Raw genomic sequence first — 26,990 nt, forward strand, 5'->3', positions numbered from 1 at the left:
CTCGGCGGCCGTCCTGGCCTGCACCGCCCTGGGCCGCTCGGGCGTCCTCGCGCGGGTCTGGTGGCCGCCGCGACCGTCGTCGTCGGGATCACCCTGCACGCGCGGGAGGGGCGAGGGGCTACGGCCTGACAGCCGTCGGCGGCCCCCGCGTCCGCCGTGGGCGACCCGCCCACCGTGCCCGGGCGGGCGTCCGGCGGGCGGGCGTCCGGGATACCCGGGTGAACGAACGGAGCGGGGCGCGCCCGGCGCAGGGGAGTGCGCCGGGCGCGTGGGGCGCGCTCCGGCGGGGCTGTCGGCGGGGCGTGCGACGATGCCGGGGCCAGCACCGAGACCCCGATCGTGAGGCCCTCCGCCATGCCGCCGTCCGTCCCCGACAGGCTCGACGACCTGTCGTACGCCCACCTCCTCCAGCCGCACGTCGGACCGCTGCGGCGGGACGAGCGCTACGACACCGTGCACTTCGACGGCGGGGAGTACACCGACCAGGCGGCGAACGGCGCGACGTTCCTGGAGTGCGCCTTCACCGGGGTGGCGATGAGCGGGACGAAGCTGCGCCAGGCGCGGTTCAACGAGGTGTGGGTGCAGGGCAGCCGCTGGGTGGCGTGCGACCTGTCCGAGGGCGAGTGGCAGGACGCCTCCCTGCTGGGCGGGGTGCTGGCGGGGATCGCCCTGCACGGGTCGGCGCTGCGCCGGGTGGTGCTGCGCCAGTGCAAGCTGGAGGCGGTCAACCTGCGCGCCGCCGTCCTGCGGGACGTGGTCTTCGAGGACTGCGTGCTGCGGGACGTCGACTTCGGCGACGCCAAGCTGACCGGGGTGACGTTTCCCGGCTCCTCGCTGGAGGAGGTCCGGCTGCGCGGGGCCAAGCTCAGCAAGACCGACCTGCGCGGCGCCGTGCGGCTCGGGCTCAGCGACGGGCACGAGGGGCTGCGCGGCGCGCTGATCAGCAGTACCCAGCTCTTCGAGCTGGCGCCGCAGTTCGCCCAGGCGCTCGGCATCACGGTGAAGGATCGATGAGCCGGTTGTTCATCCGGCGGTCGCTCGAAGACAGTTGGGCGAACAGTCCGACAATCCTGCTGCACGACTCTGGCCCCCCGAGGCGCCCTGCGTGAGGATGCTCCGCGACCGATGTGTCCACAACCTGTGTGTACAACATCGCTAGCGAAGGGACGGCCGGGGCTGATGTCCGAGCTGAGTCGTAGGAAGTTCATGGCACTGTCGGCGAGTGCGGCGGCCGGTGCGGCGGTGGCGGGTTCGGCCGCCACCGGCGCCGCGCCCGCCTCGGCGGCGGCGCTGACGAGCACCGGCACACTCACCGACGCCCAGCACATCGTGGTGCTGATGCAGGAGAACCGCAGCTTCGACCACTACTTCGGGACGCTGCGCGGGGTGCGCGGGTTCGCCGACCGCAGCGCGATCCAGATCGCCGGCGGCTACAGCGTCTTCAACCAGCCCAACGGCCTGGGCCGGCAGTACCCCTGGGCGTTCAGCTCCACCAAGCCCGCGGGCGGTGCCGACCCGGAGCGCCTCGCGCAGTGCAACGGCGACCTCGCGCACTCCTGGAACGACCAGCACACCGCGTGGAACAGCGGCAAGCTCGACTCCTGGGTGCTCGCCAAGGGCAACGTCCGGACCCTGGGCCACCTGCAGCGCGCCGACATCCCCTTCCACTTCGCGCTCGCGGAGAACTGGACGATCTGCGACGCGTACTTCTGCTCCACGCTGAGCGCCACCGGGCCCAACCGCACCTTCCACTGGAGCGGCACCATCGACCCGGCCGGCACCGCGGGCGGCCCGGCCTACAACGGCGGCGACGAGTCCGGCCTGCGCTGGCAGACCTACGCCGAGGCGCTCCAGAACGCGGGCGTCAGCTGGAAGGTCTACCAGAACGCCGCCGACAACTACGGTGACAACGCCCTCGCCTACTTCAAGCAGTTCACCGACGCCGCCGCCGGCACCCCGCTGCACGACAGGGGCATGGGCTCCGTTCCCAAGGTCACCGGCAGGACCCCGGACGACATCGCCGCCGCGATCCGCGCCGACGTGCTCAACGGCACGCTGCCGCAGGTCTCCTGGATCGTCGCGGACCAGGCCTCCTCCGAGCACCCCTACGCCACGCCCGCCGACGGCGCGCACTTCGTGCACATGGTGATCGACGCCCTCAACGCGGACCCGAACGTCTTCAACTCCACCATCATGTTCCTCAACTACGACGAGAACGACGGGTTCTTCGACCACGTCCCGCCGCCGTCGCCGCCGGCCGGCACCGCCGGCGAGTTCTACGGCAACACCGCGATCGGCCTCGGTTTCCGCGTCCCGCTGATCGCCGTCTCCCCGTGGAGCCGGGGCGGCTGGGTCAACTCCGAGGTGTTCGACCACACCTCGGTGCTGCGCTTCCTGGAGCGCTGGACCTCCGCCATCGGCAAGCCCGCGAACTGCCCGAACATCAGCGCCTGGCGCCGCAAGGTGACCGGCGACCTCACCGGCGTCTTCGACTTCGCCAACCCGGTGTACGGGATGCCCGCGCTGCCCAACACCGACGCCACCATCGGCCTGGCCGCCTGCGGACCGCTCTCCAACCCGGCGCCGGTCAACAACGCGCTGCCCGTGCAGGAGTCCGGCACCCGCCCCGCCCGCGCGCTGCCCTACCAGCCGAACGCCAACCTGGACCACCTGGAGTTCGCCTCCGGCAGCGTCATGAAGGTCTGGCTGAAGATGTCCAACACCGGGACGGCCGCGGTCAACGCCGCGCACTTCGCCGCCTACGCCAACGCCTACCGCAGCGGCGGCCCCTGGCAGTACACGGTGGACGCCGGCGCCGAGCAGAGCGACTTCTTCAACTGCGGCTCCGGGTACGGCAACGGCCCCTACGACCTCAGCGTCACCGGTCCCAACCGCTTCCTGCGGCGCTTCAAGGGCGACGCCACCAAGGCCGGCAAGAACGTCGCGGTCACCGCCTCCTACGCGGTCGAGCCGGGCACCGGCAAGCTCGCGCTCTGGTTCAGGCTCGCCAACGCCGGCACCACCGCGGTGAAGTTCACCATCACCTCGAACGCGTACCGCGCCGACGGCCCCTGGACGTACCAGGTCCCGGCGGGCGGCAACGTCAGCGACTGGTTCAACGCCGTCGCCTACCAGAACGGCTGGTACGACTTCACCGTCACGGTGGACGCGGACAGCAGCTGGTCGCAGCGGTTCTCCGGCCACCTGGAGACCGGCGCCGCCAGCATCACCGGCTGAGGCCGCTCCCGGTCCCGGCCCTCCTGCCGGGGCCGGGACCGTCCGCGCGCGGCGACAGCCCGGCGGCCGCCCGGTCGCGGCACCGGCCGTGGGACATCGTGACGATCCCATGATCGCCTCGTTTGGCAGTGCGTCAGAGGGAGTCCGCCCGCTCCGGGCGGGCTCCGGCGAGGTGCGCTGCAGGGGAGTGTCCGCATGCCGGGTCGGGAAAGCGTCACCTCAGAGGCGCCGATAGCGCCCCCGGCCGTGCCCGCCGGGCGCTCCCGGCGGGGCCGTCGGACCGGGCTGAAGGAGCGCGAGGCCGCCCTGGTCGGGGGGTACCGCGAACTCGCCCGGCTCGCCTACCTCGTGCTGCCCGGCGGCACCGACCGGCACCGCCGGATCCTCGCCGCGCACGCCGTCGTCCAGCACGCCCTGCGGGCGACCGGATCGGACGCGCCCGACGGCCGGGCCGAGGGCGGGCCCGACCACGACGGCCGCGGCTACGAGGAGGTCCGCCTCCAGGTCCTGCGCGGGGCGCTCGCCCCGGCCGGCCGCCGCCGGCTGCTGCCGCTGCCCCGGGTCCAGGGACTGCGGCTGTTCACGGCGGCCGGCAGCCCCGAGGATCTCGCCCTCGACCAGGCGCTCGCCAAGGCGTCGCCGCACACCCGGGCCGGGTACGCGCTGCGGGTGCTGGAGGGCCTGCCCACCGCCCGGGCGGCCGCGCTGCTCTCCCGCGCGGGGGTGCCGGCCCCGGAGCGGGCGCTGGCCGAGGGCGAGCGGATCCACGCCGAGCACCGGGCGGCCGGCCGGGACCTCGACCGCTCGCCCGAGTTCGACCCGTGCGCCGTCCGGGCCCAGCCCACCGACCTGCTGCGCCGCCGGGCCAAGGGCCGGCTGCTGGTGGTCGGCGCGCTCACGCTCCTGCTGGCGGCCGGCACCGGGCTCGCGCCCCTGCTGGACCGGGCCGACCGGCCCGCGGCCGGTCCGGCCGCCGCGACCGGGACCTCCGCGGCGTCGGCGGCCCTGCTGCGCGCGGCCGCCGACGCCTGGCGGAACACCGCCCGCCTGGACTTCGACGCCTGGCCCGCCCGGGGTGAGCTCACCACCGACCGGGCCCTGCTCGACCGTGCCACGGCGGCCTGGAGCGGCCGGGGCCCCGCGGCGCGCACCCTCGAACCCGGCGCCCCCGCCGGGGCGCCCGGCACGATCAGGCTGCTGTACGCGGGGCGGCCCGACGGGACCGCGATCGTGGTGCTGTACGGCGAGGGCCGGCTCGCCCGCTACACCGAGGGGCCCGAGCCCGATCTGACCGTGGCCCGGGCCGACGACGCCGACATCACCACGGCCGCCGCCGTGGTCCTCACCCGCACCCCTGCGGGCAGCCGCTACCTGCTCGCACCCTGGGTCGACGGCGCCGACAGCCGGGACCTGCGCGCGCCCGACACGCCCGCGCGCCCGGTCGCGCACCCCGACGGACTGACCCCCGCGCTCGCCCTGACCGGGGACGCCGCCTGCACCCGGCGACCGGTGCTGCAACTGCGCTCCTCGTCCGTGGTGGCCGAGCAGCACGCGTTCCTGCTGGCCGACGTCGGCGGCCTGCTGCCGGCCCACCTGACCTTCACCCCGCCACCGGACGGCAGCACTCCCGCGCGCGCCCCCCGCGAGGCGACCGGTCCGGACGCGCTGACCGCCTGGGCCCGCACCTCCTGCGGTCCCGCCGGTACGGGGGCGGCGACCGGTCCCGCCGGGGCCGGGCCGGGCACCAGGGCCGTCAACACCTGGGCGTTCGCCACCCAGGCCCTGCCCGAGGGCGAGGGCCCCGCCTCCTGGGTCTGTGTGCGCCGCGACGGCTGGGACGGCGGAGGTTCCGCCGCCACCGCGCTGCTGCTGCCGGACCCGAAGCGGGGCACCCCCGCGCCTCCCCTGGGCACCGCCTCGGTCGAGCAGACCCGGGCCTGCAGCCGTTTCGACCAGAACGTGCTGGCCGCCACCTGGTGGCGCGGCAAGTCCGGCAAGGCGTACCTGCTGGTCGGGGGCAGCCGCCGGCTGGTGAGCGTCTCCGGCGCGGGTGCGCTGACCATTCCCGAGACCAGGACGGCGAGCCGCACTCTGGCGGTGCCCGGACCGGGCGCGGGTGACGTCCGACTGTCCGGCCTGCTGGACACCGGCGCGCGGATCGGAACCCTGAGCTGAGCAGGTCGGCGGGGCAGGGCGGCTGCGCAGGGCGGCTGCGCAGCTCGTCGGGTGGCACGGCACGGCACGGGAGCGCCAGCGGATGCGCGCGCGGCGGCGTGGTGTGAGAGTGAGGTGAGCCCGGCTACCGGCTGAGGAGGAGACATGGGCATCTTCGACAGGTTCCGCCACAAGGCGCACGACACCGGCGAGGAGGCCAGGTCCTCGATGGGTGGTGCCATGGGCGGCACGCCCGACCAGAGCTCCGACGCCATGACGGACCCCGCCCGGCGCGCGGCGCTCGCCCACGACGAGGCGGCCGACGCGTTCCCGGACACCGCGGCGAAGGCCGGCGAGCCCCGGCAGCCGCACCACCTCTCCGCGCGTGAGGAGGAGGAGATGGCCCGGGAGAACATGACCGCCGAGGGCGATCCCTGGGACTGAGGACCACCGTGATGGAGGGGCGCGCCTGCCGGGGCGCGCCCCTCTCGTGCGCCCGGGAGTGTGCGCGCGGGCGCACGCGGCGCGGGGTCGCTCCGGGGCCGCTCCGGTGCCGCACGAGCCGCTCAGCGGGGCGGCAGCGGCGGCCGGCGCAGGTCGGGGCGGGGGGTGTCGGCCGGCGGCGGCACCGAGGCGGGGGTGTCCTCCAGGAGTTCCAGGGCCAGTCCGACCGCGGTGGTCAGCTCGACGTGTCGGCCCCGCGCCCATTCGTGCGGGCCGCGCAGCACGTGGACGTCCGGCTCCGCGCCGTGGTTCTCCACCGACCAGCCGAGATCACCGGTGAACCAGGAGGCGTTCTTCGGGACCGAGATCTGGGTGCCGTCGCCGAGCTGGTGCCGGCCGGTCATGCCGACCACCCCGCCCCAGGTACGGGCGCCGACCACCGGGCCGAGGCCCAGCAGCTTGATGGCGGTGATGATCACGTCGCCGTCCGAACTGGTGGCCTCGTCCGCGAGCGCCACCACCGGCCCGCGCGGCGCGTCCCTCGGGTAGCGCACGGGCTGCCGGCCCCGGCTGAAGTCCCAGGCGAGGACGCGGCGGCTGAGCTTCTCCAGCACCAGCTCCGAGACGTTGCCGCCGGCGTTGCCGCGTACGTCCAGTACGAGGGCCGGTTTGTCGAGCTCGCGGCGCAGGTCCCGGTTGAACTGGGCCCAGCCGGAGCCGCCGAGGTCCGGGATGTGCAGATAGCCGCATCGGCCGTCGCTGAACTCCCTGACCAGCTCACGGCGCCGGGCCACCCAGGCCTGGTAGCGGATCGGCCGCTCGTCGGTGAGCGGGGTGACGGTGATCCGGCGGGCGGGGGCCTCGGGGCCGCTGCGCAGGGTGAGTTCGACGGTGGTGCCACCGGTGCCCGACAGCAGCGGGCCGGGGCCCCGGACCGGGTCGGGCGCGCGCCCGGCGACGGCCAGCAGTTCGTCGCCGGCCTTGACCCCGTGGGCCGCCAGCGGGGCCCGCGCCCGGGGGTCGGAGGACTCGCCGGGCAGGATGCGCTCCAGCAGCCAGCGCCCGTCGGGGGAGCGGTGGGCGTTGGCGCCGAGCAGGCCCAGCGGCTGCTGGACGGGCGCCGGACCCTCGCCGCGCCGGGACGGCGTGACGTAGGCGTGCGAGGTGCCGAGCTCGCCGAGGAGTTCGCGCAGCAGGTCGGCGAAGTCGTCGGGGCCGGCGATCCGCTCCAGCAGCGGTTCGTACTGCGCGGTCAGGGCGGGCCAGTCCAGGCCGCTCATCCCCTGGTCCCAGAACTGGTCGCCGACCACCCGGGCGGCCTCGTGGTACGCCTGGCGCCACTCGGCGGCCGGGTGGACGGTATGGGTGATCCGCCGCAGGTCGACGCCGACCGCCGCCGCGGGCGCGGCCACCGGGACGATCCGCAGGGCGCCGGCGGAGTAGACCGCGACCGAGCCGCCGTCGCCGGAGACCGCGTAGCCGTCCAGCTTGTCGACCAGCGTGCTGCGGGTGCCCCTGGCCAGGTCGAAGTGCTCCAGCGAGGGCCGGCCCGAGGTGTCGTCCGGACTGGCGAAGGTCTGGCCCAGCGTGCCGGAGATCGGCCAGCGCAGCCAGACCACCCCGCCGCGCACCGCGTCGGTGGCGGAGTACTTGGACGCGATCACCGGGAACTGCACCAGCCGGCCGGCGATGCCCTGCGGTTCGACGCTCACCGTGCCGTCCCCCGCGCTGCCCGCGCCGGCCGTCGGCACCGGCGCGCCCGGACGTGCCTCGGTGGGGGCGGCGAACGGTGAGGGGGTGTCGGCCGCCAGCGGGACGAGGTAGGGGCGGCAGCCGAGCGGGAAGGACATGTCGCCCGTGTGCACGTCGTGCACCGGGTCGAAGCCGCGCCAGGACAGGAAGACCAGGTAGAGGCCGTCCCGGGTGAAGACCGGCTGCTCGTCCTCGAAGCGGCCGTCGGTGACGTCGGTGACCGGGGCGGCGGCGTCGGTCCGGGTCAGCCGGATCCGGCGCAGCGAGCGCCCGGCGGTCGGCTGGGACCACGCGACCCAGCGCGAGTCGGGGGAGAAGACGGCGCTGGAGACCGGCCCGTGGGTGGAGGCGGCGATCTCGCGGACCTCGCCGTCGGCGGCGTCGACCAGCAGCAGCCGGCCGTCGGAGGCGGCGACCGCCAGCGTGCGGCCGTCCGGGGAGGCGGAGAACTCCAGCACCCGGCCGATCCGGCCGCCGGCGATCCGGCGCGGGACGGCCTGCTGGTGCTGCTGGTGCTCGCTGCCGGGCAGCGGGGCGATCTCGACGGCGTCGTCGCCCTCGGCGTCGGTGATCCAGCAGACCTCGCCGCTGTGGCCGAGCACCAGCGGCAGCCGGGTGCGGACCCCGGGGGTGTCGGCCAGCGCCCTGGCCGGACCGTCCCGGTGGGTGAGCCAGTACTGGCTGCCGCGCACGGTGATCACACCGCTGCGGCCGGTCGCGTCGCAGGCCAGGTCCTTGATGTGGGAGGCGGCGTTGACCTGGTACGGACGCCGGCCCGCCCGGGCGCCGCCGAGCGGCACGTCCAGTCGCCGGGGCTCGGCGGCCTCCAGGCCGTCGAGCAGCCAGACGTCCCCGGCGTGCTGGTAGACGATCCTGGTCCCGTCGGTGGCGGCCTCGCGGGCGTAGTAGGCGGCGTGGTCGGTGTGCCGGCGCAGGTCGGTGCCGTCGGGGCGGCAGGAGTAGAGGTTGCCGATGCCCTCGTGGTCGGAGAGGAAGGCGATCCGTGGCCCGTCCGCTCCGCCGACCGGCATCGGGGAGGCGAGGTGGCCGCGCAGGTCGGGCAGCAGACGTTCGCCGTCCACCCACAGCCGGCCGACCGCGCCGCCCCGGTAGCGCTTCCACGCGGCGGGTTCGTGCGGTGCGGAGCCGGTGAGCAGGACGGTGTGCTCGCGGCTCATCTGGGCGTCGCCGACCGGCCCCCAGGGCAGCTTGCCGGCGGGGGATCCGTCGACCGGCAGCGCGTGCGCCCAGGTGTAGTGGGCGAACGGCTCGTGGTACGAGGTGACCGCCAGCACCTCGCCGTCCGGCAGCCAGCCCCGGACCCGGGTGTCCTGGCTGCCCCAGTAGGAGAGCCGCAGGGCCTCGCCGCCCTCGGAGGGGGCGGTCCAGACCTCGGGGGTGAGGGCCTGCCAGCTGGTCCAGGCGAGGGTCCGCCCGTCGGGGGAGAGCCGAGGATGGCTGACCCGGGTGCGGTCGCAGCTGACCCGCCAGGCCCGCTCGACCGTACCGTCCGCGGCCAGCGGGGCGACCCAGACGTCGTCCTCGGCGGTGAAGGCCAGCAGGCCGTCACGCAGGTGGGGGTATCGGAGGTAGCCGGGCGCCGTCACCCCTTCATCGTTCGGTGGCGGCGTGGTGGCCGCAACCGGACCGCCCGGCTGCCGTCCCTCGGCCCGGGCACTCTCCGCTGAGCGGTCACCGCCCTTCCGCTGAGCGGTCCGAGCGCCGGGTGCGGCGCGGAGGCGGCCGCGGACGTCGGCAACTCTGCGTGTCCTTCTGGGCATTGACACAGAACCGGCGGATCCACTTCAGTGGTCTAGTCCAACTTGCACGAGGGAGCGGCCGACACCCCCACCGGCCCGAGCTCCGCCGTGCCCTCGGACACCCCCACGATCCGCGCCACGGCAGGAGTCCCCCCGCATGCGCAGAACAGCATCCCCCACGAACCACCGCCGCAGGCCCGCCCGACTGGCCGCCGCCGGTACCGCCTGGGCCGTCGCGGCCGCCGGCGCAGTCGGCCTGGCGCTGGGCACCGCGCCCACCGCCTCCGCCGGCGAGTTCCTCTCCAACGGAGGCTTCGAGAGCAACGCCCTCGCCCCGTGGAGCTGCACGGGCGGCACCGGGAGCGTCGTCACCGGTCAGGCGCACACGGGCACCTACGCCCTCGCCGGAGCGGCCTCGGCGAGCGACTCGGCCCAGTGCTCGCAGACCGTCACCGTCGCGCCCAACACCGCGTACACGCTCACCGCGTACGTCAAGGGCAGCTACGTCTACCTCGGCGTCGACGGCGGCACCAGCACCTGGACGCCCGGCACCGGCGGCGCCTACCAGAAGCTCACCGTCGGCTTCACCACCGGCGCGGCCCAGACCAGCGCCACCGTGTACACCCACGGCTGGTACGGCCAGGGCACCTACTACGCCGACGACGTCTCGCTGGACGGCCCCGGCGCGCCCGCCAGCCCGTCCCCGTCGGCCAGTGCCAGTGCCTCGCCGACGGCCAGTGTCTCGCCGACGGCCAGTGCCTCGCCCACCGCGACCAAGTCGCCCACGGCCACCTCCTCGCCGACCGCGACGGCCACCCCCACCAGCACCGGCACCCCGACCGCGCCGCCGCCCGGCACCCACTCGCTGGTCGGCTACCTGCACGCGAGCTTCGCCAACGGCGCCGGCTACACCCGGATGGCCGACGTCCCGGACTCCTGGGACATCATCAACCTCTCCTTCGGCGAGCCCACCTCGATCACCTCCGGTGACATCCGCTTCAACCGCTGCTCCGTGTCCGAGTGCCCGACCGTCGAGTCGGACGCCGACTTCAAGGCGGCGATCGCCGCCAAGCGCGCCCAGGGCAAGAAGGTCCAGCTCTCGATCGGCGGCCAGAACGGCGAGGTCCAGCTCACCACCACGGCGGCCCGCGACACCTTCGTCAGCTCGGTCTCCGCGATCATCGACAAGTGGGGCCTGGACGGCCTCGACGTCGACTTCGAGGGCCACTCGCTCTCGCTGAACACCGGCGACACCGACTTCAAGAACCCGACCTCGCCGGTCATCGTCAACCTGATCTCCGCGCTGAAGACCCTCAAGGCCAAGTACGGCGCCGGCTTCACGCTGACCATGGCCCCCGAGACCTTCTTCGTCCAGCTCGGCTACCAGTACTACGGCTCCGGCCCCTGGGGCGGTCAGGACCCGCGCGCCGGCGCCTTCCTGCCGGTCATCTACGCGATGCGGGGCGACCTCACCCTGCTGCACGTCCAGGACTACAACTCCGGCTCGATCATGGGCCTGGACAACCAGTACCACTCGATGGGCGGCGCCGACTTCCACGTCGCGATGACCGACATGCTGCTCAAGGGCTTCCCGGTGGCGGGCAACACCGCCAACATGTTCCCGGCCCTGCTGCCCAGCCAGGTCGCGATCGGCATGCCGGCCACCACCAACGCGGGCAACGGCTACGTCAGCCCGGCCGAGGTGGACAAGGCGCTCGACTGCCTGACCAAGCTCGCCAACTGCGGCACCTACGTGCCCAAGGCCGGAGCCCAGCCGAACCTCCGCGGTCTGATGACCTGGTCCATCAACTGGGACCAGTTCGGCGGCAAGGAGTTCTCCAAGAACTTCGACAGCTACTTCGGCTGACCGCCCCGGGCCGTGCGCCCGACAGCCGGTGCACCGGTACCGCCGCCGACGCGGCGCCGGTGCACCGGCTGCGCCGCGTCCCCGCCGTGCTCCCGGCGAGCTCCCGCCGTGCCGCTCCGGCGCCGGCCGGGCCGCCGAGGGGGGACGCCGAGCGGGGGCCGCCGAAAGAGCCGGAAAAGTCGGAGGGCCCCTCGCTCTCGCGAGGGGCCCTCCGACCGTCTGTGCGCCGCCAGGGACTCGAACCCCGGACCCGCTGATTAAGAGTCAGCTGCTCTAACCAACTGAGCTAGCGGCGCCTGTCTGACCCGGAGAACATTACCTGGTCAGCGGCGGAATCCGCCAATCCGTACCGGAGCGGACCGGCGGGTCAGGGAGTGAGTACCACCTTGCCGCGGACGTGGCCGCCGGCGACCAGGCGGTGGGCGTCCGCGGCACGCTCCAGCGGGAAGGTCCCGGCGACCTCCAGGCGCAGGCCGCCGGCCTCCCAGAGGGCGGTCAGCTCCGCCAGCCGGGCGGCCGTACGGGGGCCGCGCAGCATCTGGACGCCCAGCCGCCGGGCGGCCCGGAAGTCGGTGACGGTGCCGATCCGGTCGCGGTCGGCGACCAGCTCGACGGAGGCGTCCAGCGCGCCGCGCCCGGCCGCGTCCAGCGCCGCGTCCACGCCCCCCGGGGCCAGCGCGCGGACCCGGTCGGCCAGTCCAGGGCCGTACGTCACCGGGACGGCGCCCAGCCCGCGCAGGTAGTCGTGGTTGCGCTCGCTCGCGGTGCCGATCACGGTCGCTCCCCAGGCGCGGGCGAGCTGGACGGCGACGGTGCCTACCCCACCGGCCGCGCCGTGCACCAGGACGGTGTCACCCGGCCCGACCTTCAGTCCGCTCAGGGCCACGTGCGCGGTCTGGCCGGAGGCGGAGAGCGAGCCGGCCTGCTCCCAGGGCATGCCGGCGGGCTTGGCGACCAGCTGGGCGCAGTCCACCGTGACGTACTCGGCATGACCGCCGAACAGCCGGAAGCCGAGCACCTCGTCACCGGTCCTCCAGCCGGAGGCGCCCGCGCCGAGCCGGTCGACCACCCCGGCGAACTCGTTGCCGAGGACCACCGGAAGTTCGACGGTGGCGCCGGGCGGGGTCCAGCCGTCGCGGACGGCGAGGTCGGCCGGCTGCAGCCCGGCCGCGCGGACCCTGACCCGCACCTCACCGGGGGCCGGAGCAGGAGTGGCCACCTCGGTCACCGAAAGGACTTCGGGGTCGCCGAACTCGGGGACGGTCACTGCCTTCACGGCTGTTCTCCTGTCGTCGGGTTGTCCCCGCCATGGTGAAAGGTGAAGCGGACTTGAAGTCAAGGCCCATCGGCGTGTCATGCCAGGATGAGCACATTGTCCGACTTATTCTGGCGCGGGGTCGGGCCCCACCCAGCCGGGCCGGCCCCGGCGAAGACGAACGCCGAGAGGACCGCCTCGTGGGCCAGCTGCCCCTGCTCTTCCTGGTGCTGCTCGCCTCGGTGGTGACCATCCCGCTGGCGCGCCGGACCAAAGTGCCGCAACCCGTCCTGATGACCGTGCTCGGGATCGTGATGGCCCTGGTGCCGCAGATCCCCGACATCGCGATCGAGCCGGAGCTGATCCTGCCGCTGGTGCTGCCGCCGCTGATCTTCGCCGTCGCCCGGCGTTCCTCGGTGCGGTACTTCCGGGCCAACATCCGCTCCATCCTGCTGCTCGCGGTGGGCCTGGTCGTGCTCACCACGGTCGCCGTGGCCGGCGCCGTGCACTGGCTGGTGCCCGCACTTCCGGTGGCCGCCGCCGTCGCGGTCGGCGCGCTGGTCTCCCCGCCCGACCCGGTCGCCGCCGTCGCGGTGGCCGGCGCCGTCGGGCTGCCGCGCCGACTGGTCTCCGTCCTGGAGAGCGAGGGACTGTTCAACGACGTCACCGCCATCGTGATCTACTCGCTGGCCATCGACGCGGTGGTCTCGGGGGACTTCTCGGCGGAGCACGCGGTGCTGCGCTTCGTCCTGTCCGCCGTGCTCGCGGTGGTCGTCGGCATCGGCCTCGGCTGGCTCAACAGCAAGCTCGCCGGCATGCTGGACGACCCCACCCAGCAGGTCGCGCTCAACCTGCTGGTGCCGTTCGCCGCCTACGCCCTCGCCGAGGAGATCCACGGCTCCGGCGTGCTCGCCGTCGTGGTCTGCGCCCTCTACCTGGCGGACCGGGCGGCCGACGCCGACGAGGTGGCCTACCGCCTGGTCGGCAACGCGTTCTGGGAGATCGTCGAGATCCTGATCACCGGCGTGGCGTTCGGCCTGATCGGGCTGGAGCTGGCCACCGTCCTCAAGGAGGCCGGCCGCGGCTGGACCAGCATGCTCGGGGACGCCGCGGTGGTGATCGCGGTGGTCGTCGTGGTGCGGCTGCTGTGGCTGCTGCCGGCCGGCTGGCTCTCCAAACGGCTCAACTCCGGCGAGGAGGACACGCCGATCAGCTGGCAGGAGAGCGTGGTGCTCTGGTGGTCCGGGATGCGCGGGGTGGCGACCGTCGCGCTGTCCCTGGCCATCCCGCTCACGCTGCACTCCGGCGAGCCGTTCCCCGAGCGCGGCCGGCTGGTGTTCATCGCCTTCGGCGTGGTGCTCTTCACCCTCCTGGTCCAGGGCCTCTCGCTGCCGCTGCTGGTGAAGTACCTGCGGCTGGACGCCGACCACGACGCCCACGAGCAGGCCGTGCGGCAGCTGTGGTGGCGGGCGGCCAAGGCCGGGCTGGAGCGGCTCAGCGAACTGGAGGAGCAGGAGAAGCTGTCCGTCGAGATCGCCGAGAAGCTCCGTGACCGTCAGCACTCCCGGCTCGCCCGGCTCTGCCCGGAGAACTACGCGGAGGAGGTCGCGGCCGAGGCCCGGGTGCGCGCCTCGCAGTGGCGCGCCGCCCACGTGGTCGAACAGGAGATGATCGCCGCCTCCCGGCGGGAGATGCTCGCCGCCCGCAGCGAGCCCGGGGCCGACCCCGAACTGGTCGACCAGGTGATGCGCGGCCTCGACCTGCGCTCCGAGCGGACCTGACGCGGGCCCGTCCGCCCGGTGGCACCCGGGTGGCCGCAGGGCGGCGCGGCGGCGACTCCCGCACGCCGGGGGTCGGCAATGTACGCACCGCCCCGTGACGTTGCATAGGCTGTCGCCCGGGCAGCCCGTCAACGGAGTCGGCGCACCACTCGTACCGCCGGACCACGCGCGACCCTCCCGCTGGGCCCTGCCGGTATCTGCACCCAGATGAATCGAGGAGCATTCCGATGTCGGAACTGGACGCCGCCCCGGGGCCCGCCAAGGGCCGCACCCCGCTGGACCGCACCCCGCAGTGGGCGGCCCTCGGCAAGCACCGGGCGGAACTCGGCGAGACGCACCTGCGCGAACTCTTCGCCGCCGACCCCGAGCGCGGCCGCCGCTACACCCTGCAGGTCGGGGACCTGCACGTGGACTACGCGAAGCAGCTGGTGACGGACGAGACCCTCACCCTGCTGCGCTCGCTCGCCGAGGCCACCGGCGTCGCCGGGCTGCGGGACGCCATGTTCCGCGGCGAGAAGATCAACACCACCGAGGACCGCGCCGTCCTGCACACCGCGCTGCGCGCCCCGCGCGGCGCCGTCGTCGAGGTCGACGGCGAGAACGTGGTGCCGGCCGTGCACGCCGTGCTCGACACGATGGGCGTCTTCGCCGACAAGGTCCGCTCCGGCGAGTGGAAGGGCCACACCGGCAAGCGGATCCGCACTGTGGTCAACATCGGCATCGGCGGCTCCGACCTCGGCCCCGCGATGGCCTACGAGGTGCTGCGCGCCTACACCGCCCGTGACCTGGACGTCCGCTTCGTGTCCAACGTGGACGGCGCCGACCTGCACGAGGCCGTCCGCGACCTGGACGCCGCCGAGACGCTCTTCATCGTCGCCTCCAAGACCTTCACCACGATCGAGACCATCACCAACGCCACCTCGGCGCGCGACTGGCTGCTCACGGAGCTGCGGGCGGACACCGACGCGGTGGCCAAGCACTTCGTGGCGCTCTCCACCAACGCCGAGGGCGTGGCGGACTTCGGTATCGACGTCGCCAACATGTTCGAGTTCTGGGACTGGGTCGGCGGCCGGTACTCCTACGACTCCGCGATCGGCCTCTCGCTGATGATCGCGATCGGCCCGGAGCAGTTCCGCGAGATGCTGGACGGCTTCCACCTGGTCGACGAGCACTTCCGCACCGCCCCGCCGGAGGAGAATGTCCCGCTGCTGCTCGGCCTGCTCGGGGTCTGGTACGGCGCGTTCTTCGACGCGCAGGCGCATGCCGTACTGCCGTACTCGCACTACCTCTCGAAGTTCACCGCCTACCTCCAGCAGCTGGACATGGAGTCCAACGGCAAGTCGGTGGACCGGGACGGAAACCCCGTCAGCTGGCAGACCGGCCCGGTGGTCTGGGGCACCCCCGGCACCAACGGCCAGCACGCCTACTACCAGCTGCTGCACCAGGGCACCAAGGTCATCCCGGCGGACTTCATCGGCTTCGCCGAGCCGGTCGCCGACCTGCTGCCGGGTCTGGTCGCCCAGCACGACCTGCTGCTCGCCAACTTCTTCGCGCAGACCCAGGCGCTGGCCTTCGGCAAGACGCCCGAGGAGGTCGCGGCCGAGGGCGTGCCCGCCGAGCTGGTGCCGCACAAGTCCTTCAAGGGCAACCACCCGACCACCACCATCCTGGCCGGCTCGCTGACCCCGTCGGTGCTCGGCCAGCTGGTCGCGCTGTACGAGCACAAGGTGTTCGTCCAGGGCGCCATCTGGAACATCGACTCCTTCGACCAGTGGGGTGTGGAGCTGGGCAAGGTGCTCGCCAAGCGGATCGAGCCGGTGCTGCTGACCGGCGAGGGCACCGAGGCGCTGGACAGCTCCACCGCCGAACTGGTCGCCCGTTACCGCTCGCTGCGCGGCCGCTGAGCCGGACGGCACCCGGAAGGGCCCCCGCGGCGGCGGGGGCCTTTTCCGGCCCCTCATATGGATACCGGATAGCATCGGTGTCTATTATGGAGTCCTGGCTCCGCCGACCCTGGCTCCGCCGACCCCGGCTCCGCCGACCCCGGCTCCGCCGACCCCGGCTCCGCCGACCCCGGCTCCGCCGACCCCGGCTCCGCCGACCCCGGCTCCGCCGACCCCGGCTCCGCCGACCCCGGCTCCGCCGACCCCGGCTCCGCCGACCCCGGCTCCGCCGACCCCGGCTCCGCCGACCCCGGCTCCGCCGACCCCGGCTCCGCCGACCCCGGCTCCGCCGACCCCGGCTCCGCCGCCGAACCGCCGAGAGGCTGTGACCGCCGTGCCCACACTGCCCTGGACCACGCCCAACCCGCCCGGCCCCCACACCCGCGTGCTGGTGATGGCCTCCCGCCTGGAGGTCCGCACCCTGCGCGAGGTGCCCCGGTTCTTCGTGAAGTCGCTCGCCGCCTGGCGCCAGCTCCGCACCGCCCCCGGCGCCGTCGGCGCCTCCCTGATCGCCCAGCCGCTCCGGCGCACCTTCTGGACGCTCTCCGCCTGGGAGGACCGCGCGGCGCTCGACGCCTACGTACGGGCCGAGCCGCACCGCTCGATCATGACCTCGCTGCGCGGGGTCATGAAGGACTCCGTCTTCACGTTCTGGGAGGCCGGCGCCGAGGAACTGCCGATCGCCTGGCCGGAGGCCAGACGGCGTCTGGCGCAGCGGTCCTGATGTCGGACCGGCCCGCTCCGGGAACGACTCAGGGCCTCCCCAACGTGATGGGAAGGCCCTGAATCCGTCTGTGCGCCGCCAGGGACTCGAACCCCGGACCCGCTGATTAAGAGTCAGCTGCTCTAACCAACTGAGCTAGCGGCGCCTGCTGACAGAGAAAACTGTAGCAGCGGCCCGGGGCGCGGCCAAAATCGAATACCGCTCGCCCCGCGCGGGCGCCGCGCTCAGGCGGACGGGAGCGGTTGGAGGTGGCCCGACCTGGACGTCTGCGCGCTCTGCGCTCGGTGGAGCGCGCCTCGGCGCGAGCGTTCGGCGCAGGCGCCGGGGCCCGCCGGGAGCGCGGCCGTCGGCGCGGCCGGGCATCCGACGCCCGGTGCTGCGCCCGGCACGGTGTTCGGTGCGGCGTCCGGCACGGTGTTCGGTGCTGCGCCCGGCACGGTGTTCGGTGCGGCGTCCGGCACGGGGGAGGCATCGCCCTGCTCCCGGGCGGCCCGGACGCAGGCCCAGAGCAGGACGGCCGCACCCGGCAGCCACGGCTCCCGCGAGTCCGGAGCGACGATCCAGCGGCCGGAGCCCTGACCCGGCGACTGCGGGGCGCTGACCATCCGTTGCACCGGCGGGATCGTCACCGCGTCGCCCAGTCCGTGGCAGAGCAGCGGCGGCACGTCGCGTGCCCACTCCTCCCAGGCGAGCAGGGTCCGCAGCCGAGGGCCGGCGCCGGGCTGGGCGAAGAGCAGGGTCCGGCCCCGGAAGGTCGCGACCGGGCCGCACCCCGGGCCGGAGGTCCACAGCTCGTCCAGCACCTTGCGGCCGAACAGGGACGGCATGCTGATGACGTCGAAGGCTCGCCCGCAGGGCAGGACCGAGGGCGCCCAGGGCCGTGACTGCCACAGGGCGCGCATGCTGCGCGGGTACTCGCTGGCCGACGCCAGCCAGGCCTCCCCGGCCACCGTGACGTACTCGACGGATTGATAGGTCCAGATGTCCACGAGGAGCAGCCTGGAGTGTCGCGTGGATGACCGAGAGGGAAAGAGCGGTTTGCCGGACAGGGCGGGGCGGCGCGGCGTACCCTGCCCTGCGCATATGCCACGGGCGAGCGAACGGCGCCGGCCCGCGCCGGGACGGCCGGTCGGGAGGGTTGGTCGGCAGGGTTGGTCGGCAGGGTGTCGTACGGAGTCGGCCGGGCGGGGCCGGTGGTGCGGGTCGCCGGTGCGGGCGGCGTCCGGCGCTCAGCCCTCGCCGTGGCGCCGCGGGCGGAGCAGGCCGCGCCCGTATTCGACCATCTTCTCCGCGTAGTCCGGCGTCCAGTCCGCGCGGGCCGCGATCTCGACGGCCGAGAGCGCGTCGAAGCGGCGGGTGTCCGCGAGCTGGGCGGCGGCCACGGCCTGGAAGTCGGTCGCACGGTCGGCGGCGGCCCGGAAGGCGATCGCCAGCTCGGTGGAGCGGCGCAGCAGCTCGGCCGGGTCGTCGATGGACTCCAGGTCGAAGAAGCGCTCCGGCTCGGGCTCGGCGGCCTGCGGCTCGAATAGCAGCTGCGCCGGGCGCAGCCGGCGTGCGGGCGGCTCGGGGGTGCCCTGGCCCGGGCCGTCCGGCGCGGGGGAGCCGCTCGGGTCGGACGGCCGTGCGTGGGAGTCGGGCATGGGTGGACACCTCCGGGGTGGCGAGGGCGGGACGCGGGCGCCGTCCATTGTCCCCCGGCGCCGGTCGCTAGCGGAACGGTGTGACCACGGGCGCTATTCCCGCCGCGTGCGCCGGGGTGGTGCACTGACCGGCGCGCAAGGCCGTCGGTGCCCCGCCCGGCGGTCCGGTTCGACCGGGCCGTGGGCCGGCGTCAGCGCACCGCCACCCGGTGCTCGTGCAGCCGGGCCAGCACGGCGTGGTGGGCCTCCCAGCCGTCCGGGAACCGTACCGGCACGCCCAGCTGCACCGGCTCGGTCGCCGGGTGCTCGTCCAGCAGTTCGGCGATGCCCGCGCGGGCCACCACGATGCACGCGTGCCGGTGCCGGGAGGCCAGCACGCAGAGCCGGCCGGTCTCCAGGTGGAAGGCCGTCGCGTCCGGGCGCCCGGAGAGCGGGTGCAGGACCACCGTGACGTCGTACTCGCGGCCCTGCAGCCGGTTCGCGGTGTCGACCGTGACGGCCGGGCCGGCCGCCGGGTCCACCGGTACACCCGACCCGGCCAGCGCGGCGCGCACGGCCGCCGCCTGGTCCCGGTGGGCGGTTCCGACCGCGATCCGGTCGGCCGACAACGGTGTGGAGCCCTGCTCCGAGTGCGCGGTCAGCCCCCGGTCCAGCAGCCGGCGCACGGTGGCCGCGACCACGGCCACCGCCTGGGGGTCGGTCCGGACGGTGTGCCGGGCGGGCAGCTCCAGCAGCGACCAGCCGTGCTCCGCCGCCTCGTCGATCGCGGCGTCCACCGCGCCGTGCGGGCCGGTGCGCTCGGCCCTGCCGTCGAGGGTGAGCGTGCGATCGTCCGGGCCGGTGCCCGCGCGGAACGGTGTGTACGGGTAGAACGCCGCCGAGATCAGCGGTGCGGCACTGGCCGGCAGCCGCCAGGAGACCGGCAGGCGGTGGGGCTCGATCTGCGGATTGTGCGCGAGCAGCGTGACGACGGCACTGTTCGAGGGGTCGTAGCTCAGCCCGGCCCACTGCTCGGTGCCGACCACGGTGAACGGGTCCAGCTGGCCCGGGTCGCCGACGAACAGCGCCCGTTCGAACAACCGGGCCACGGCCAGCAGCGCGTCCGAGCGCATCTGGTAGGCCTCGTCGACGATGGCGTGCCGCCACGGCGTCTCGGTGTTCACCCACTGCCACTTGGCGGAGGTCGAGATCACCACATCGAGCTCGGCCAGGTCGGCGACCTTGTCGGCGGCCGTCACGTTGGCGTGCCGCAGCGCCTGCGCCGCCGGGCGGGAGTCGCCCGCGTGCAGGCGGCCGATGGTGAGATCCGGGGCCTTCTCGGCGAGCCGGTCCACCAGGTCGTCCACCTGGTTGTTGGTCTGGGCGACGATCATCAGCCGCTCGCCGGCGCCGACCAGCTCCCGGGCGGCCCGCACCACCAGGGTGGACTTGCCTGCCCCCGGCGGAGAGTCGACCACCACGCCGCGCGGGGCGCCCACGGCCGGCCGGACGGTGGCGTCCAGGATCCGCGTCAGCACGGCGTCGGCTGCCGCGCCGGGTGTCGGTCCGAGGTCCGGGGCACCGCCCCCGCCCCCGCCCCCGCCCCCGGCACGGGTCGGGCCGGCGGCCGGCGCGGCTGTCCGTCCGGTCGGCCGGGTGCGGCCCGGGCCGTCGTCGGCGGCGTCCTGCGGTGCGGTCACGGTGCCGGTCACTCCCAGTCCTCGGTGCTGAAGGCGGCGACGGTGCCGGCCGGGGCGGCCGGGGCGGCCGGCGCCCGGTCGGCACCGGGCGGCCCGCCGTGCGTCCACGGGGTGTCGTCCGGCTCGGGCAGCGGGGCGGACTGGCGGGCCGTCAGTTCGAAGAGGGTGAAGGTCACCTGCTCGCCCGGTTCGGGCAGGCTGCCCGGATCCGGCTCCTTCCTGCGCCCCATGCCGGACGTCACCCGCACCGTGACCGTCCCCGCCCGCGGGTCCACCTCGGTGACCACGGCCCGTTGCGACGTCGCGGCGTGTGCCCGGTGCACCTCGCGGCCGAGGTCGGCGTGCGGGCGGTCGGGGGTCAGCACGGTCACCAGCGGCCGGGGCTTGGGCGAGCGCCCGGAGGTGTCCCAGTCAGGTGTCACGTCGACCACCCGGCCGGTGAACGCCTCCCCGGCGAGTCGGCGCTCGGCCATCGCCAGCGGGTCGTCCAGCGCCTCCTGGACCTCGACCTTCACCTGCTCCCGCTCGCGCTGGGCCAGCTTGCGGGCGGCCGTGACGGCGTCGTCCTGCCGGGGCTGCGGCGGCTCGCCGGCCGCCAGCCGGTCGCGGTGGCCGGTGTACGACCAGCGGTCGCCCGTCCAGCGCTCCTCCAGGTGGGCGGCGGGCGGCAGCGAGCGCATCAGGTCGAGCCCGGCCCAGACGTCCCGCCAGGTGGGGAGCAGGACACCCGCCAGCGCGGTGTGCACCTGGTCGAGGGCCTCCTTGAGCCGCGACCGGGCCCGCTCCTCGCCACCGCCGGGCCCGTCCGACCCGGCGTGCCGCAGGGCGGCGACGGCGGCGTCGTACCGGGCGATCGCCGGGGCGAGCACCAGCTCGTCGAAGCGCGGGTCGGTGACCGGGCCGGCCGGCGGGTGCAGCAGCAGACCGTCCGCGTCCCGCGCCGTCTCGGCCAGCTCGGCGGCCTCGGCGCCGCCCAGGCCGGCCGGCGGCGAGTGCCAGGCGAGCCGGGCCGCCAGGTGCTGGTCCTCCAAGTGGCTCTGGCCGGTGGCCCAGTGCCGGGAGAGCAGCCCGGTCATCGGCAGCAGCAGGCTGGAGCCCGGCACCTGGGCGCGCTCGGTGAGATGCGTCAGCCAGCGGCCCAGCAGCGGCACCCGGGCCGGTGCGGGGTAGGGCCCGGGGTCGGCGTCCTCGATCGTGCGGCGGAACCTGGTGGAGCGGCCGAGCAGCGCCAGATGGTGCAGGCCGGCGCTGTTCGGCACGATCAGCTGCGGGGCGTCCGTGCAGAGCTCCCGGAAGATCTGGGTCTTCTCACCGGTCTCCGGATCCTTCTCGGAGCCCTCGATCTGCTCCACGTCGGCGCCGAACGACTCCAGGTACGGCAGCAGGTCGGCCGCGAACGCGGCCAGGAAGTCGAACCGCAGGGTACGGTTCAGCGGCTGCGGCACGACGTGCAGGCGCGGCGCCTCGCGGTCGGTGCCGAGCAGCACCGCCAGCGGCGCCCCCGACTCGCCGGCCGCCGTCAACGGCACGACCACCATCGGCCGGTCGCTGATCCGGCGGTGCCCCACGGTCGCCAGCGGCTCGGCCCGACCGCTGCGGACGGCCTCCAGCCGGGCGAGCGTCCCGAGCAGGCTCATCCGGTGCACCCGCCCAGCGCCTCGGCGCGCAGCGCCGCCGCGTACGAGAGCCGGGCGGCCGCCTCGTCGGCCTCGGCGTCGGAGCCGTCGCCCTGCGGCGCGGGGGCCTCGGCGGCCTTCAGCGCCTCGGCCACCGTACGGATGCTGCCCAGTTCGCCGCGGACGCCCCGGCCCAACTGCTCCACGCGATCCTCGCAGCGGGCCTGTGCGCGGCAGTGGAATCCCAGCTCGCAGGTGGAGAGACAGTCCGGGCTGTAGGCGGCGGGGACGCTCTCGACCGCCTCGGTCAACTCGCCCGCCGGGCGGGTGGGCAGGCCCGCCTGATCGGGCGCCAGGTCGAAGCTGGTACCCGGGGGGAGCGCGTCGAGCAGTTGCTCCACGCCGGTCATCCGGGCGAGCTGACGGCGCGTCGTCGCAAGCTCGCGCCGGACGTCCACGGGGACCGCGGTCGGCCGGTTGCCGAAGTCCTTCGGGCAGACCAGCAGCACGCTCAGCTCCGGACTGCCGGGAAGGTCCTGCTCCGTGTACGGCCCCGCGGCGGCCGTCGCGCCGGCCGCCGCCGCGGCGGCGTCCTGGAGCGCCAGCACGTAGACGGCGGCCTGCCGGGCCGCCGCACCCACCTTGGCCGGATCGGCGCCGCCGTCCAGCACCGGGAAGGACTTGATCTCCACCACCGTGCACCGCCCGCCGTGCACCACCACGGCGTCCGGCTCCAGGTAGGCCGGACCGCCGGCCACCGTGAGCCGCAGCATCGGGTGGTCCAGCAGCGTCCAGGCGTCCGGATCGGCGGCAGCCTCGGCCAGCGCCGCCGCCGTACGCTCGGCCCGGACCGCCGGACCCGAGCGGTGCAGCAGATCCGGCACCGTCGGGGGCGTGGCGCCCTCGGGGGGAAGGCCGAGATGGAGCCGCAGGGGCTCCAGCAGCGCGGCGTAGTCGTCGGCCTTCAGCCGGGCCTCGAAGATGGTGCCGCGCGCGATCGCGAACGGCGACTGGCCGAACGGCGCGGGGCGGCCCAGCCGGTGGGCCAGGGCGGACTTGTCCACCCCGGCGGCGTCGAGCACGGCGCGGCGGCGGCACCCCGGGTTGGCGGCGAGCGCGGCGAGGGCGCGGGCGTTCAGGCTGCGCTGCGGCGCCGGGCCGCGCAGCTCGGCGAGGCGCTGCGCGAGCGGCTCGGAGGGCCCGATGAGCGAGACGTTCATGGTGCGGCCCAGTGTTGCATCCCGGTCCGACAACCCGGGTCGACAACCCCGCCCACGACGGTGTGCGGCGCCCGTCGACGGCGTTACCGCCCGTTGTCCGGGTCCGTTGTCCGGGTCCGATGCCGGGTCCGTTGTCCGGGTCCGATGCCGGGTTCGTTGTCCGGGGTCGACGCGGCTTCGACCTGGTCCGATGTGCGGCGCGGCCACCAGGACCGGCGGGCGGAATTCTCCCGGACCGCCGCCCCGTGTCACAGAACGCCCGGCTGTCTCGTCCCACTTCCGGGGAGACGTCCTCGAATCCGGAAGGTGAAGCTCATGCGGGTGTTGGCGGCAGGCGGGAGTGGCGGAGGGGCCGGCATGCCCCGGGCCGAGGAGTTCGAGGAGCTGCGGCCGCTGCTGTTCTCGATCGCCTACCGGATCCTCGGCAGCGTGAGCGACGCCGAGGACGCGGTCCAGGAGACCTGGCTGCGTTTCGGCGCCACCCGGACCCGTCCGGTCTCGACCAAGGCGTTCCTCGCGGCCGTGGTCACCAGGATCGCGATCGACGTCCTGCGGTCGGCCCGCGTCCGACGGGAGGAGTACGTGGGGCCCTGGTTGCCCGAGCCGCTGCTCAGCGACCCCTACCAGGATCCGGCGCGTTCGGCGGAGCTGGCCGATTCGCTGTCGATGGCCGCTCTGCTGCTGCTGGAGCGGCTCAGCCCGCTGGAGCGGGCGGTCTTCGTGCTGCGGGAGGTGTTCGGGTTCGGCTTCCCCGAGGTGGCCTCGGCGGTGGGGCGTTCGGAGCCGGCGTGCCGCCAGCTCGCGGTGCGGGCACGGCGTCACATGGAGGCGGGACGTCCCCGGTTCGAGGCGGACCGCCGGGAGCGGGAGGAGCTGGCGGCGCGGTTCTTCGACGCCCTGCGGGAGGGCGACGTCGACGGCCTGCGGGATCTGCTCGCCGCCGACGTCCAGGTGGTCGGTGACGGCGGCGGCAAGGCCCCGCAGCTGGCCGCGCGCATCGTCGGCGCCGACCGGGTGGCCCGGGTGCTGACCATGTTCTTCGGCCTGAGCGCGCGGATCGACGTGTCCGTGGAGCCGCGGGAGGTGAACGGCCGGCCGGGCGCGATCTTCCGCGACCGGGACCACAGGGTGATCAACGCCTGGGCGCTGGACGTGCTCGACGGGCGGATCCGGACGGTCCGCTCGGTGATCAACCCCGACAAGCTCGGTCACCTGGGCCCGGTTGCGGACGCCTGGGCGCTCCGACGCGAGGCGACCGGGGAGAGACAGGAGCCGTGACCGGAGCGGCCGCAGGGGGACAGCCCGTGAAGGGAACCACCGGATGGGGGATCATGGAGACCGGTGCTCGATGGTGAGACCGGCCGCTGTCACCGTCCGTTGCAAGGAGTTCCCATGCCCGCCCGAATCGTGCTCGTCCGGCACGGTGAGACCGACTGGTCGGCCACCGGCCGCCACACCGGTCGCACCGACATCCCGCTCACCGAGGAGGGCCGGGCGATGGCCCGGGCACTCGGCGAACGGCTGGCCAGGGCGCCCTGGAACGGGCTGCCCGACGCGCGGGTCTTCACCAGTCCGCTGAGTCGCGCCAGGGAGACCTGCGAGCTGGCCGGCTTCGGCGACCGCGCCGTGGAGCGGCCCGAGCTGCTGGAGTGGGACTACGGACAGTACGAGGGCCGGACCGGACCGGACATCCGGGCCACCGATCACCCGGGCTGGCTGATCTGGCGCGACGGCGTACCGGGCGGGGAGAAGCTCGGAGAGGTGGCCGCCCGGGTGGACGGCTTCATCGCGGAGATCAACTCCGAGCATGGCACGCCGCACCCCGAGACCACCACCATGCACTGCGCCGACCGTGACGTGGTGCTCTTCGCCCACGGCCACCTGCTGCGCATTTTCACCGCGCGCTGGCTCGGCCTGCCGCCCGAGTTCGGCCAGCGGCTCAAGCTGGGCACGGCCGCGCTCTGCGTCCTCTCCTGGGAGTACGGACTGCCGGCCGTCGAGGTCTGGAACGACGTGAGTCACCTGGAGGCGCTCACGGGCTGAGCCGGCTCAACCGCCGGGCCGCTGCTCCGTCCCGCCCCGCTCGGGGGCGGTCGGCGCGGCGGCCCCGGGCGGCCCCGGCGGCCCGGGCGGGTGAAGGTGCACGGCCGGGTGGAGTGCGCGGCCGGGCGACGGTGCGGGAGTGGTGCGGGTGTCGTCGGTGCAGGTTCAGGCCACCGACGCGAGGTCGTACGCGGAGAGGAACCCGCCGACCTCGGGCACCGAACGGTGGCTGCGCAGCCGGGTGGCCGTGTCCGCCAGCATCGCGCGGATCCGGGCGGAGCGGACCTCGCCGAGCAGATCAACCGCCGCGTGGCCGTGGCTGCCCGCCCCGGCCAGGTCGCCCCGGCCGAGCCGGTCGTGGGCCAGTTCGGCGGTGTAGAGCGCACGGTTGCGCACGAAGTGCGGCTCCTGCAGCGCTATGGCCCGCCCGGCCTGCTCACTGGCGCGGTCCCAGTCACCGAGGGCGGACCAGCACTGGGATTCCAGACCGGCGATCTCCGCCTCCCCGTAGAAGGACATCCACTCCGGATCCGCCTCGGACTCGCCCCGCTCGAAGAGCGTGTACGCGCGGGCCAGCGCCCGCTCGCAGGCCGCACGGTCCCGCAGCAGCGCCCAGCCGCCCGCCTCGCGCATCGCCAGCAGGGACAGCAGTCGTTCGGAGTCCAGCCGGCGGGCGGCGCTCTGCCCGGCCTGCGCGGCGCGCAGTGCCTCACGGGGACGCCCGGCGTCACGCGCCAGGAAGGCGCTGTTGCAGAAGACGTGGGCCTCCAGCGCGCTGTCGTCGGCCATCCGCGCGGTGGCGAGTGCCTCGGAGTAGAAGGACCGGGCCTCGGCCAGCCGGTTGGAGTCGTGCGCCAGCCAGCCGACCGAGATGGCCAGCTCGCCGGCGCCCGCCTGCAGCCGGCGCTCGGTGGCCGAGCTGTACTCGCCGTCGTTGAGCAGGACGTAGGCGGTCCGCAGGGACTGCCCGGCCAGCTCGAACAGGGTGTCCGCGCCGTGTACGTCGTCCAGCAGCCGGATGTCGCGCACGGCCTGTTCGACGCCCTCGACCTCGGCGGCGCCGACCTTGCGGGGCTGTGGCGCGGATCCGGCGTACCGGGGCAGTCGGCTTGCGGGGGGTGCGGCGGTGGCCGGCCGGTCCAGGCCGATCACGGTCGCCAGGGCGGTCGGGCCGCCGCTCAGGAACGTACGGCGACGCACGTCGTCGTTCTCCTCGTCGGGATGATGCGAATCGTCGGGCCACCAGGGCACGGCCGCCGGCACCACGCGGCCGCCGCCGGCCTCCGCCGGGCGGCGCAGGGCCTCCCGGCGGCGCACGGCCTCGCGGGGGGCGAAGCCCAGCTCCTGCAGCGAGCGACCGGGCCACATGTGGCGGAAGACCCGCTCGTACGCGTAATTGGGGCAGCGGATCTCGCCCGCCTCGACCCGGCCGACGTAGCGCGCGTCGCAGGAGACGTGCTCGCCGATCTCACGGGCGGCACGGCGAACGGCGGTGGCGAACTCCCCGGGGGAGAGGTCGCCGCGCAGTTCGCGCATCGCGTGGTTGGGCGCGGGGCGGTCCGGCGCGGCCGGTCTGGTGGCTGCCATGCTGGCCTCCGTGTCGTGCGTGGCCGTACGGTTCGGCGGCGGTACTGTCTGCTGTCCGTGCCGGGTGCTGCGGGTGCTGCGGGTGCTGCGGGTGCTGCGGGTGCTGCGGGTCTTCGGTGGTGCGGTGGCGGTGGTGCTCGGTGGGTCGGGTGCTTGCCGATGGGGCGGGCACCCGTGGAACGTGGCACCGGGTGGGTCGTGGTGCGGGTCGGTCGGTGGCGCCGGGTGGTCGGTGGCACCGGTGGGTGCGATCGGTGGGGCGTGACGCCGGTGATGACGGTCACGGCC

The 26,990-nt window shown here is 74.7% G+C and carries 18 protein-coding genes, 2 tRNA genes and 1 pseudogene; 11 read left to right on the plus strand and 10 right to left on the minus strand.

Annotated features, from left to right (window positions below; all coding sequences use genetic code 11):
* Positions 1 to 339 precede the first annotated feature (339 nt).
* The 4 genes from OG823_RS22360 (at position 340) to OG823_RS22375 (ending at position 5,835) form a co-directional block, all read left to right on the plus strand.
* Positions 340 to 1,014: a pentapeptide repeat-containing protein gene (locus tag OG823_RS22360; RefSeq protein ID WP_371481391.1), complete on the plus strand. Its 675-nt coding sequence runs from the start codon at positions 340 to 342 to the stop codon at positions 1,012 to 1,014.
* 165 nt (positions 1,015 to 1,179) lie between these two features.
* The gene (locus OG823_RS22365; protein ID WP_371481392.1) at positions 1,180 to 3,237 is read left to right on the plus strand and encodes a phosphocholine-specific phospholipase C; all 2,058 of its coding nucleotides are present in this window, start codon (positions 1,180 to 1,182) and stop codon (positions 3,235 to 3,237) included.
* Between the two features lie 195 nt (positions 3,238 to 3,432).
* Complete coding sequence (locus OG823_RS22370; protein WP_371481393.1) at positions 3,433 to 5,412, plus strand: hypothetical protein; 1,980 nt, start codon at positions 3,433 to 3,435, stop codon at positions 5,410 to 5,412.
* Between the two features lie 144 nt (positions 5,413 to 5,556).
* Positions 5,557 to 5,835, plus strand: coding sequence for a hypothetical protein (locus tag OG823_RS22375; RefSeq protein ID WP_371481394.1), 279 nt, complete (start codon positions 5,557 to 5,559; stop codon positions 5,833 to 5,835).
* 122 nt (positions 5,836 to 5,957) lie between these two features.
* Here OG823_RS22375 and OG823_RS22380 read toward each other — a convergent pair whose 3' ends face one another.
* Positions 5,958 to 9,194 carry a S41 family peptidase gene (locus tag OG823_RS22380; RefSeq protein ID WP_371481395.1) on the minus strand — a complete coding sequence of 1,079 codons (3,237 nt, stop codon included), beginning with the start codon at positions 9,192 to 9,194 and terminating at the stop codon, positions 5,958 to 5,960.
* Positions 9,195 to 9,504: 310 nt separating this feature from the next.
* On the opposite strand from OG823_RS22380, the gene OG823_RS22385 reads away from it, so the two are divergent.
* On the plus strand, positions 9,505 to 11,214 hold the full coding sequence (locus tag OG823_RS22385) for a chitinase (protein ID WP_371481396.1): 1,710 nt from the start codon (positions 9,505 to 9,507) through the stop codon (positions 11,212 to 11,214).
* 222 nt (positions 11,215 to 11,436) lie between these two features.
* Here OG823_RS22385 and OG823_RS22390 read toward each other — a convergent pair.
* Together OG823_RS22390 and OG823_RS22395 are read right to left on the minus strand one after the other, a co-directional pair.
* A tRNA-Lys gene (locus OG823_RS22390) sits at positions 11,437 to 11,510 on the minus strand.
* A 71-nt stretch (positions 11,511 to 11,581) separates the two neighbouring features.
* Positions 11,582 to 12,490, minus strand: coding sequence for an NADP-dependent oxidoreductase (locus OG823_RS22395; RefSeq protein WP_371481397.1), 909 nt, complete (start codon positions 12,488 to 12,490; stop codon positions 11,582 to 11,584).
* 179 nt (positions 12,491 to 12,669) lie between these two features.
* Between OG823_RS22395 and OG823_RS22400 the strand changes: the two genes are divergently transcribed.
* From OG823_RS22400 to OG823_RS22410, 3 genes are all read left to right on the plus strand, one after another.
* Positions 12,670 to 14,250, plus strand: a complete 1,581-nt coding sequence (locus OG823_RS22400; RefSeq protein ID WP_371481398.1) for a Na+/H+ antiporter — start codon at positions 12,670 to 12,672, stop codon at positions 14,248 to 14,250.
* A gap of 227 nt (positions 14,251 to 14,477) precedes the next feature.
* The gene (pgi, locus tag OG823_RS22405; protein ID WP_371481399.1) at positions 14,478 to 16,154 is read left to right on the plus strand and encodes a glucose-6-phosphate isomerase; all 1,677 of its coding nucleotides are present in this window, start codon (positions 14,478 to 14,480) and stop codon (positions 16,152 to 16,154) included.
* 373 nt (positions 16,155 to 16,527) lie between these two features.
* The gene (locus OG823_RS22410) at positions 16,528 to 16,917 is read left to right on the plus strand and encodes a DUF3291 domain-containing protein (protein ID WP_371481400.1); all 390 of its coding nucleotides are present in this window, start codon (positions 16,528 to 16,530) and stop codon (positions 16,915 to 16,917) included.
* 71 nt (positions 16,918 to 16,988) lie between these two features.
* Here OG823_RS22410 and OG823_RS22415 read toward each other — a convergent pair.
* From OG823_RS22415 to OG823_RS22440, 6 genes and pseudogenes are all read right to left on the minus strand, one after another.
* Positions 16,989 to 17,062 (minus strand) — tRNA-Lys (locus OG823_RS22415).
* 310 nt (positions 17,063 to 17,372) lie between these two features.
* A pseudogene (locus OG823_RS22420) lies at positions 17,373 to 17,906 on the minus strand (bifunctional DNA primase/polymerase); the annotation flags it as partial.
* 240 nt (positions 17,907 to 18,146) lie between these two features.
* The gene (locus OG823_RS22425; RefSeq protein WP_371481401.1) at positions 18,147 to 18,557 is read right to left on the minus strand and encodes a hypothetical protein; all 411 of its coding nucleotides are present in this window, start codon (positions 18,555 to 18,557) and stop codon (positions 18,147 to 18,149) included.
* 191 nt (positions 18,558 to 18,748) lie between these two features.
* The gene (locus tag OG823_RS22430; RefSeq protein ID WP_371484608.1) at positions 18,749 to 20,074 is read right to left on the minus strand and encodes an AAA family ATPase; all 1,326 of its coding nucleotides are present in this window, start codon (positions 20,072 to 20,074) and stop codon (positions 18,749 to 18,751) included.
* 170 nt (positions 20,075 to 20,244) lie between these two features.
* Positions 20,245 to 21,873 (minus strand): hypothetical protein, encoded by a 1,629-nt coding sequence (locus OG823_RS22435; RefSeq protein WP_371481402.1) that lies wholly within the window; start codon positions 21,871 to 21,873, stop codon positions 20,245 to 20,247.
* Positions 21,870 to 23,072: a hypothetical protein gene (locus tag OG823_RS22440; RefSeq protein WP_371481403.1), complete on the minus strand. Its 1,203-nt coding sequence runs from the start codon at positions 23,070 to 23,072 to the stop codon at positions 21,870 to 21,872. The genes OG823_RS22435 and OG823_RS22440 overlap by 4 nt, the downstream gene beginning before the upstream one ends.
* Positions 23,073 to 23,429: 357 nt before the next feature.
* On the opposite strand from OG823_RS22440, the gene OG823_RS22445 reads away from it, so the two are divergent.
* Together OG823_RS22445 and OG823_RS22450 are read left to right on the plus strand one after the other, a co-directional pair.
* Positions 23,430 to 24,350, plus strand: a complete 921-nt coding sequence (locus tag OG823_RS22445) for an RNA polymerase sigma-70 factor (protein ID WP_371481404.1) — start codon at positions 23,430 to 23,432, stop codon at positions 24,348 to 24,350.
* 114 nt (positions 24,351 to 24,464) lie between these two features.
* Positions 24,465 to 25,115, plus strand: a complete 651-nt coding sequence (locus OG823_RS22450; protein WP_371481405.1) for a histidine phosphatase family protein — start codon at positions 24,465 to 24,467, stop codon at positions 25,113 to 25,115.
* A gap of 165 nt (positions 25,116 to 25,280) precedes the next feature.
* Here the strand turns inward: OG823_RS22450 and OG823_RS22455 are convergent, their stop codons facing one another.
* Entirely contained in the window at positions 25,281 to 26,702 is a 1,422-nt protein-coding gene (locus OG823_RS22455) for a tetratricopeptide repeat protein (protein ID WP_371481406.1), read from the minus strand.
* Between OG823_RS22455 and OG823_RS22460 the strand changes: the two genes are divergently transcribed.
* A complete protein-coding gene (locus OG823_RS22460; protein ID WP_371481407.1) occupies positions 26,701 to 26,967 on the plus strand; it encodes a hypothetical protein in 267 nt (88 codons plus the stop codon). The genes OG823_RS22455 and OG823_RS22460 overlap by 2 nt on opposite strands.
* Positions 26,968 to 26,990: the final 23 nt, after the last annotated feature.

Source organism: Kitasatospora sp. NBC_00315 (genome assembly GCF_041435095.1).
GTDB lineage: Bacteria > Actinomycetota > Actinomycetes > Streptomycetales > Streptomycetaceae > Kitasatospora.

What these genes read in the sequence shown, in the direction of transcription:
- OG823_RS22445 (WP_371481404.1), top strand. Translation starts at nt 23,430, where the DNA reads ATGCCCCGGGCCGAGGAGTTCGAGGAGCTGCGGCCGCTGCTGTTCTCG.
- OG823_RS22385 (WP_371481396.1), top strand. Translation starts at nt 9,505, where the DNA reads ATGCGCAGAACAGCATCCCCCACGAACCACCGCCGCAGGCCCGCCCGA.
- OG823_RS22435 (WP_371481402.1), bottom strand. Translation starts at nt 21,873, where the DNA reads ATGAGCCTGCTCGGGACGCTCGCCCGGCTGGAGGCCGTCCGCAGCGGT.
- OG823_RS22455 (WP_371481406.1), bottom strand. Translation starts at nt 26,702, where the DNA reads ATGGCAGCCACCAGACCGGCCGCGCCGGACCGCCCCGCGCCCAACCAC.
- OG823_RS22370 (WP_371481393.1), top strand. Translation starts at nt 3,433, where the DNA reads ATGCCGGGTCGGGAAAGCGTCACCTCAGAGGCGCCGATAGCGCCCCCG.
- OG823_RS22460 (WP_371481407.1), top strand. Translation starts at nt 26,701, where the DNA reads ATGCTGGCCTCCGTGTCGTGCGTGGCCGTACGGTTCGGCGGCGGTACT.
- OG823_RS22425 (WP_371481401.1), bottom strand. Translation starts at nt 18,557, where the DNA reads ATGCCCGACTCCCACGCACGGCCGTCCGACCCGAGCGGCTCCCCCGCG.
- OG823_RS22450 (WP_371481405.1), top strand. Translation starts at nt 24,465, where the DNA reads ATGCCCGCCCGAATCGTGCTCGTCCGGCACGGTGAGACCGACTGGTCG.
- OG823_RS22365 (WP_371481392.1), top strand. Translation starts at nt 1,180, where the DNA reads ATGTCCGAGCTGAGTCGTAGGAAGTTCATGGCACTGTCGGCGAGTGCG.
- OG823_RS22375 (WP_371481394.1), top strand. Translation starts at nt 5,557, where the DNA reads ATGGGCATCTTCGACAGGTTCCGCCACAAGGCGCACGACACCGGCGAG.
- pgi (WP_371481399.1), top strand. Translation starts at nt 14,478, where the DNA reads ATGTCGGAACTGGACGCCGCCCCGGGGCCCGCCAAGGGCCGCACCCCG.
- OG823_RS22440 (WP_371481403.1), bottom strand. Translation starts at nt 23,072, where the DNA reads ATGAACGTCTCGCTCATCGGGCCCTCCGAGCCGCTCGCGCAGCGCCTC.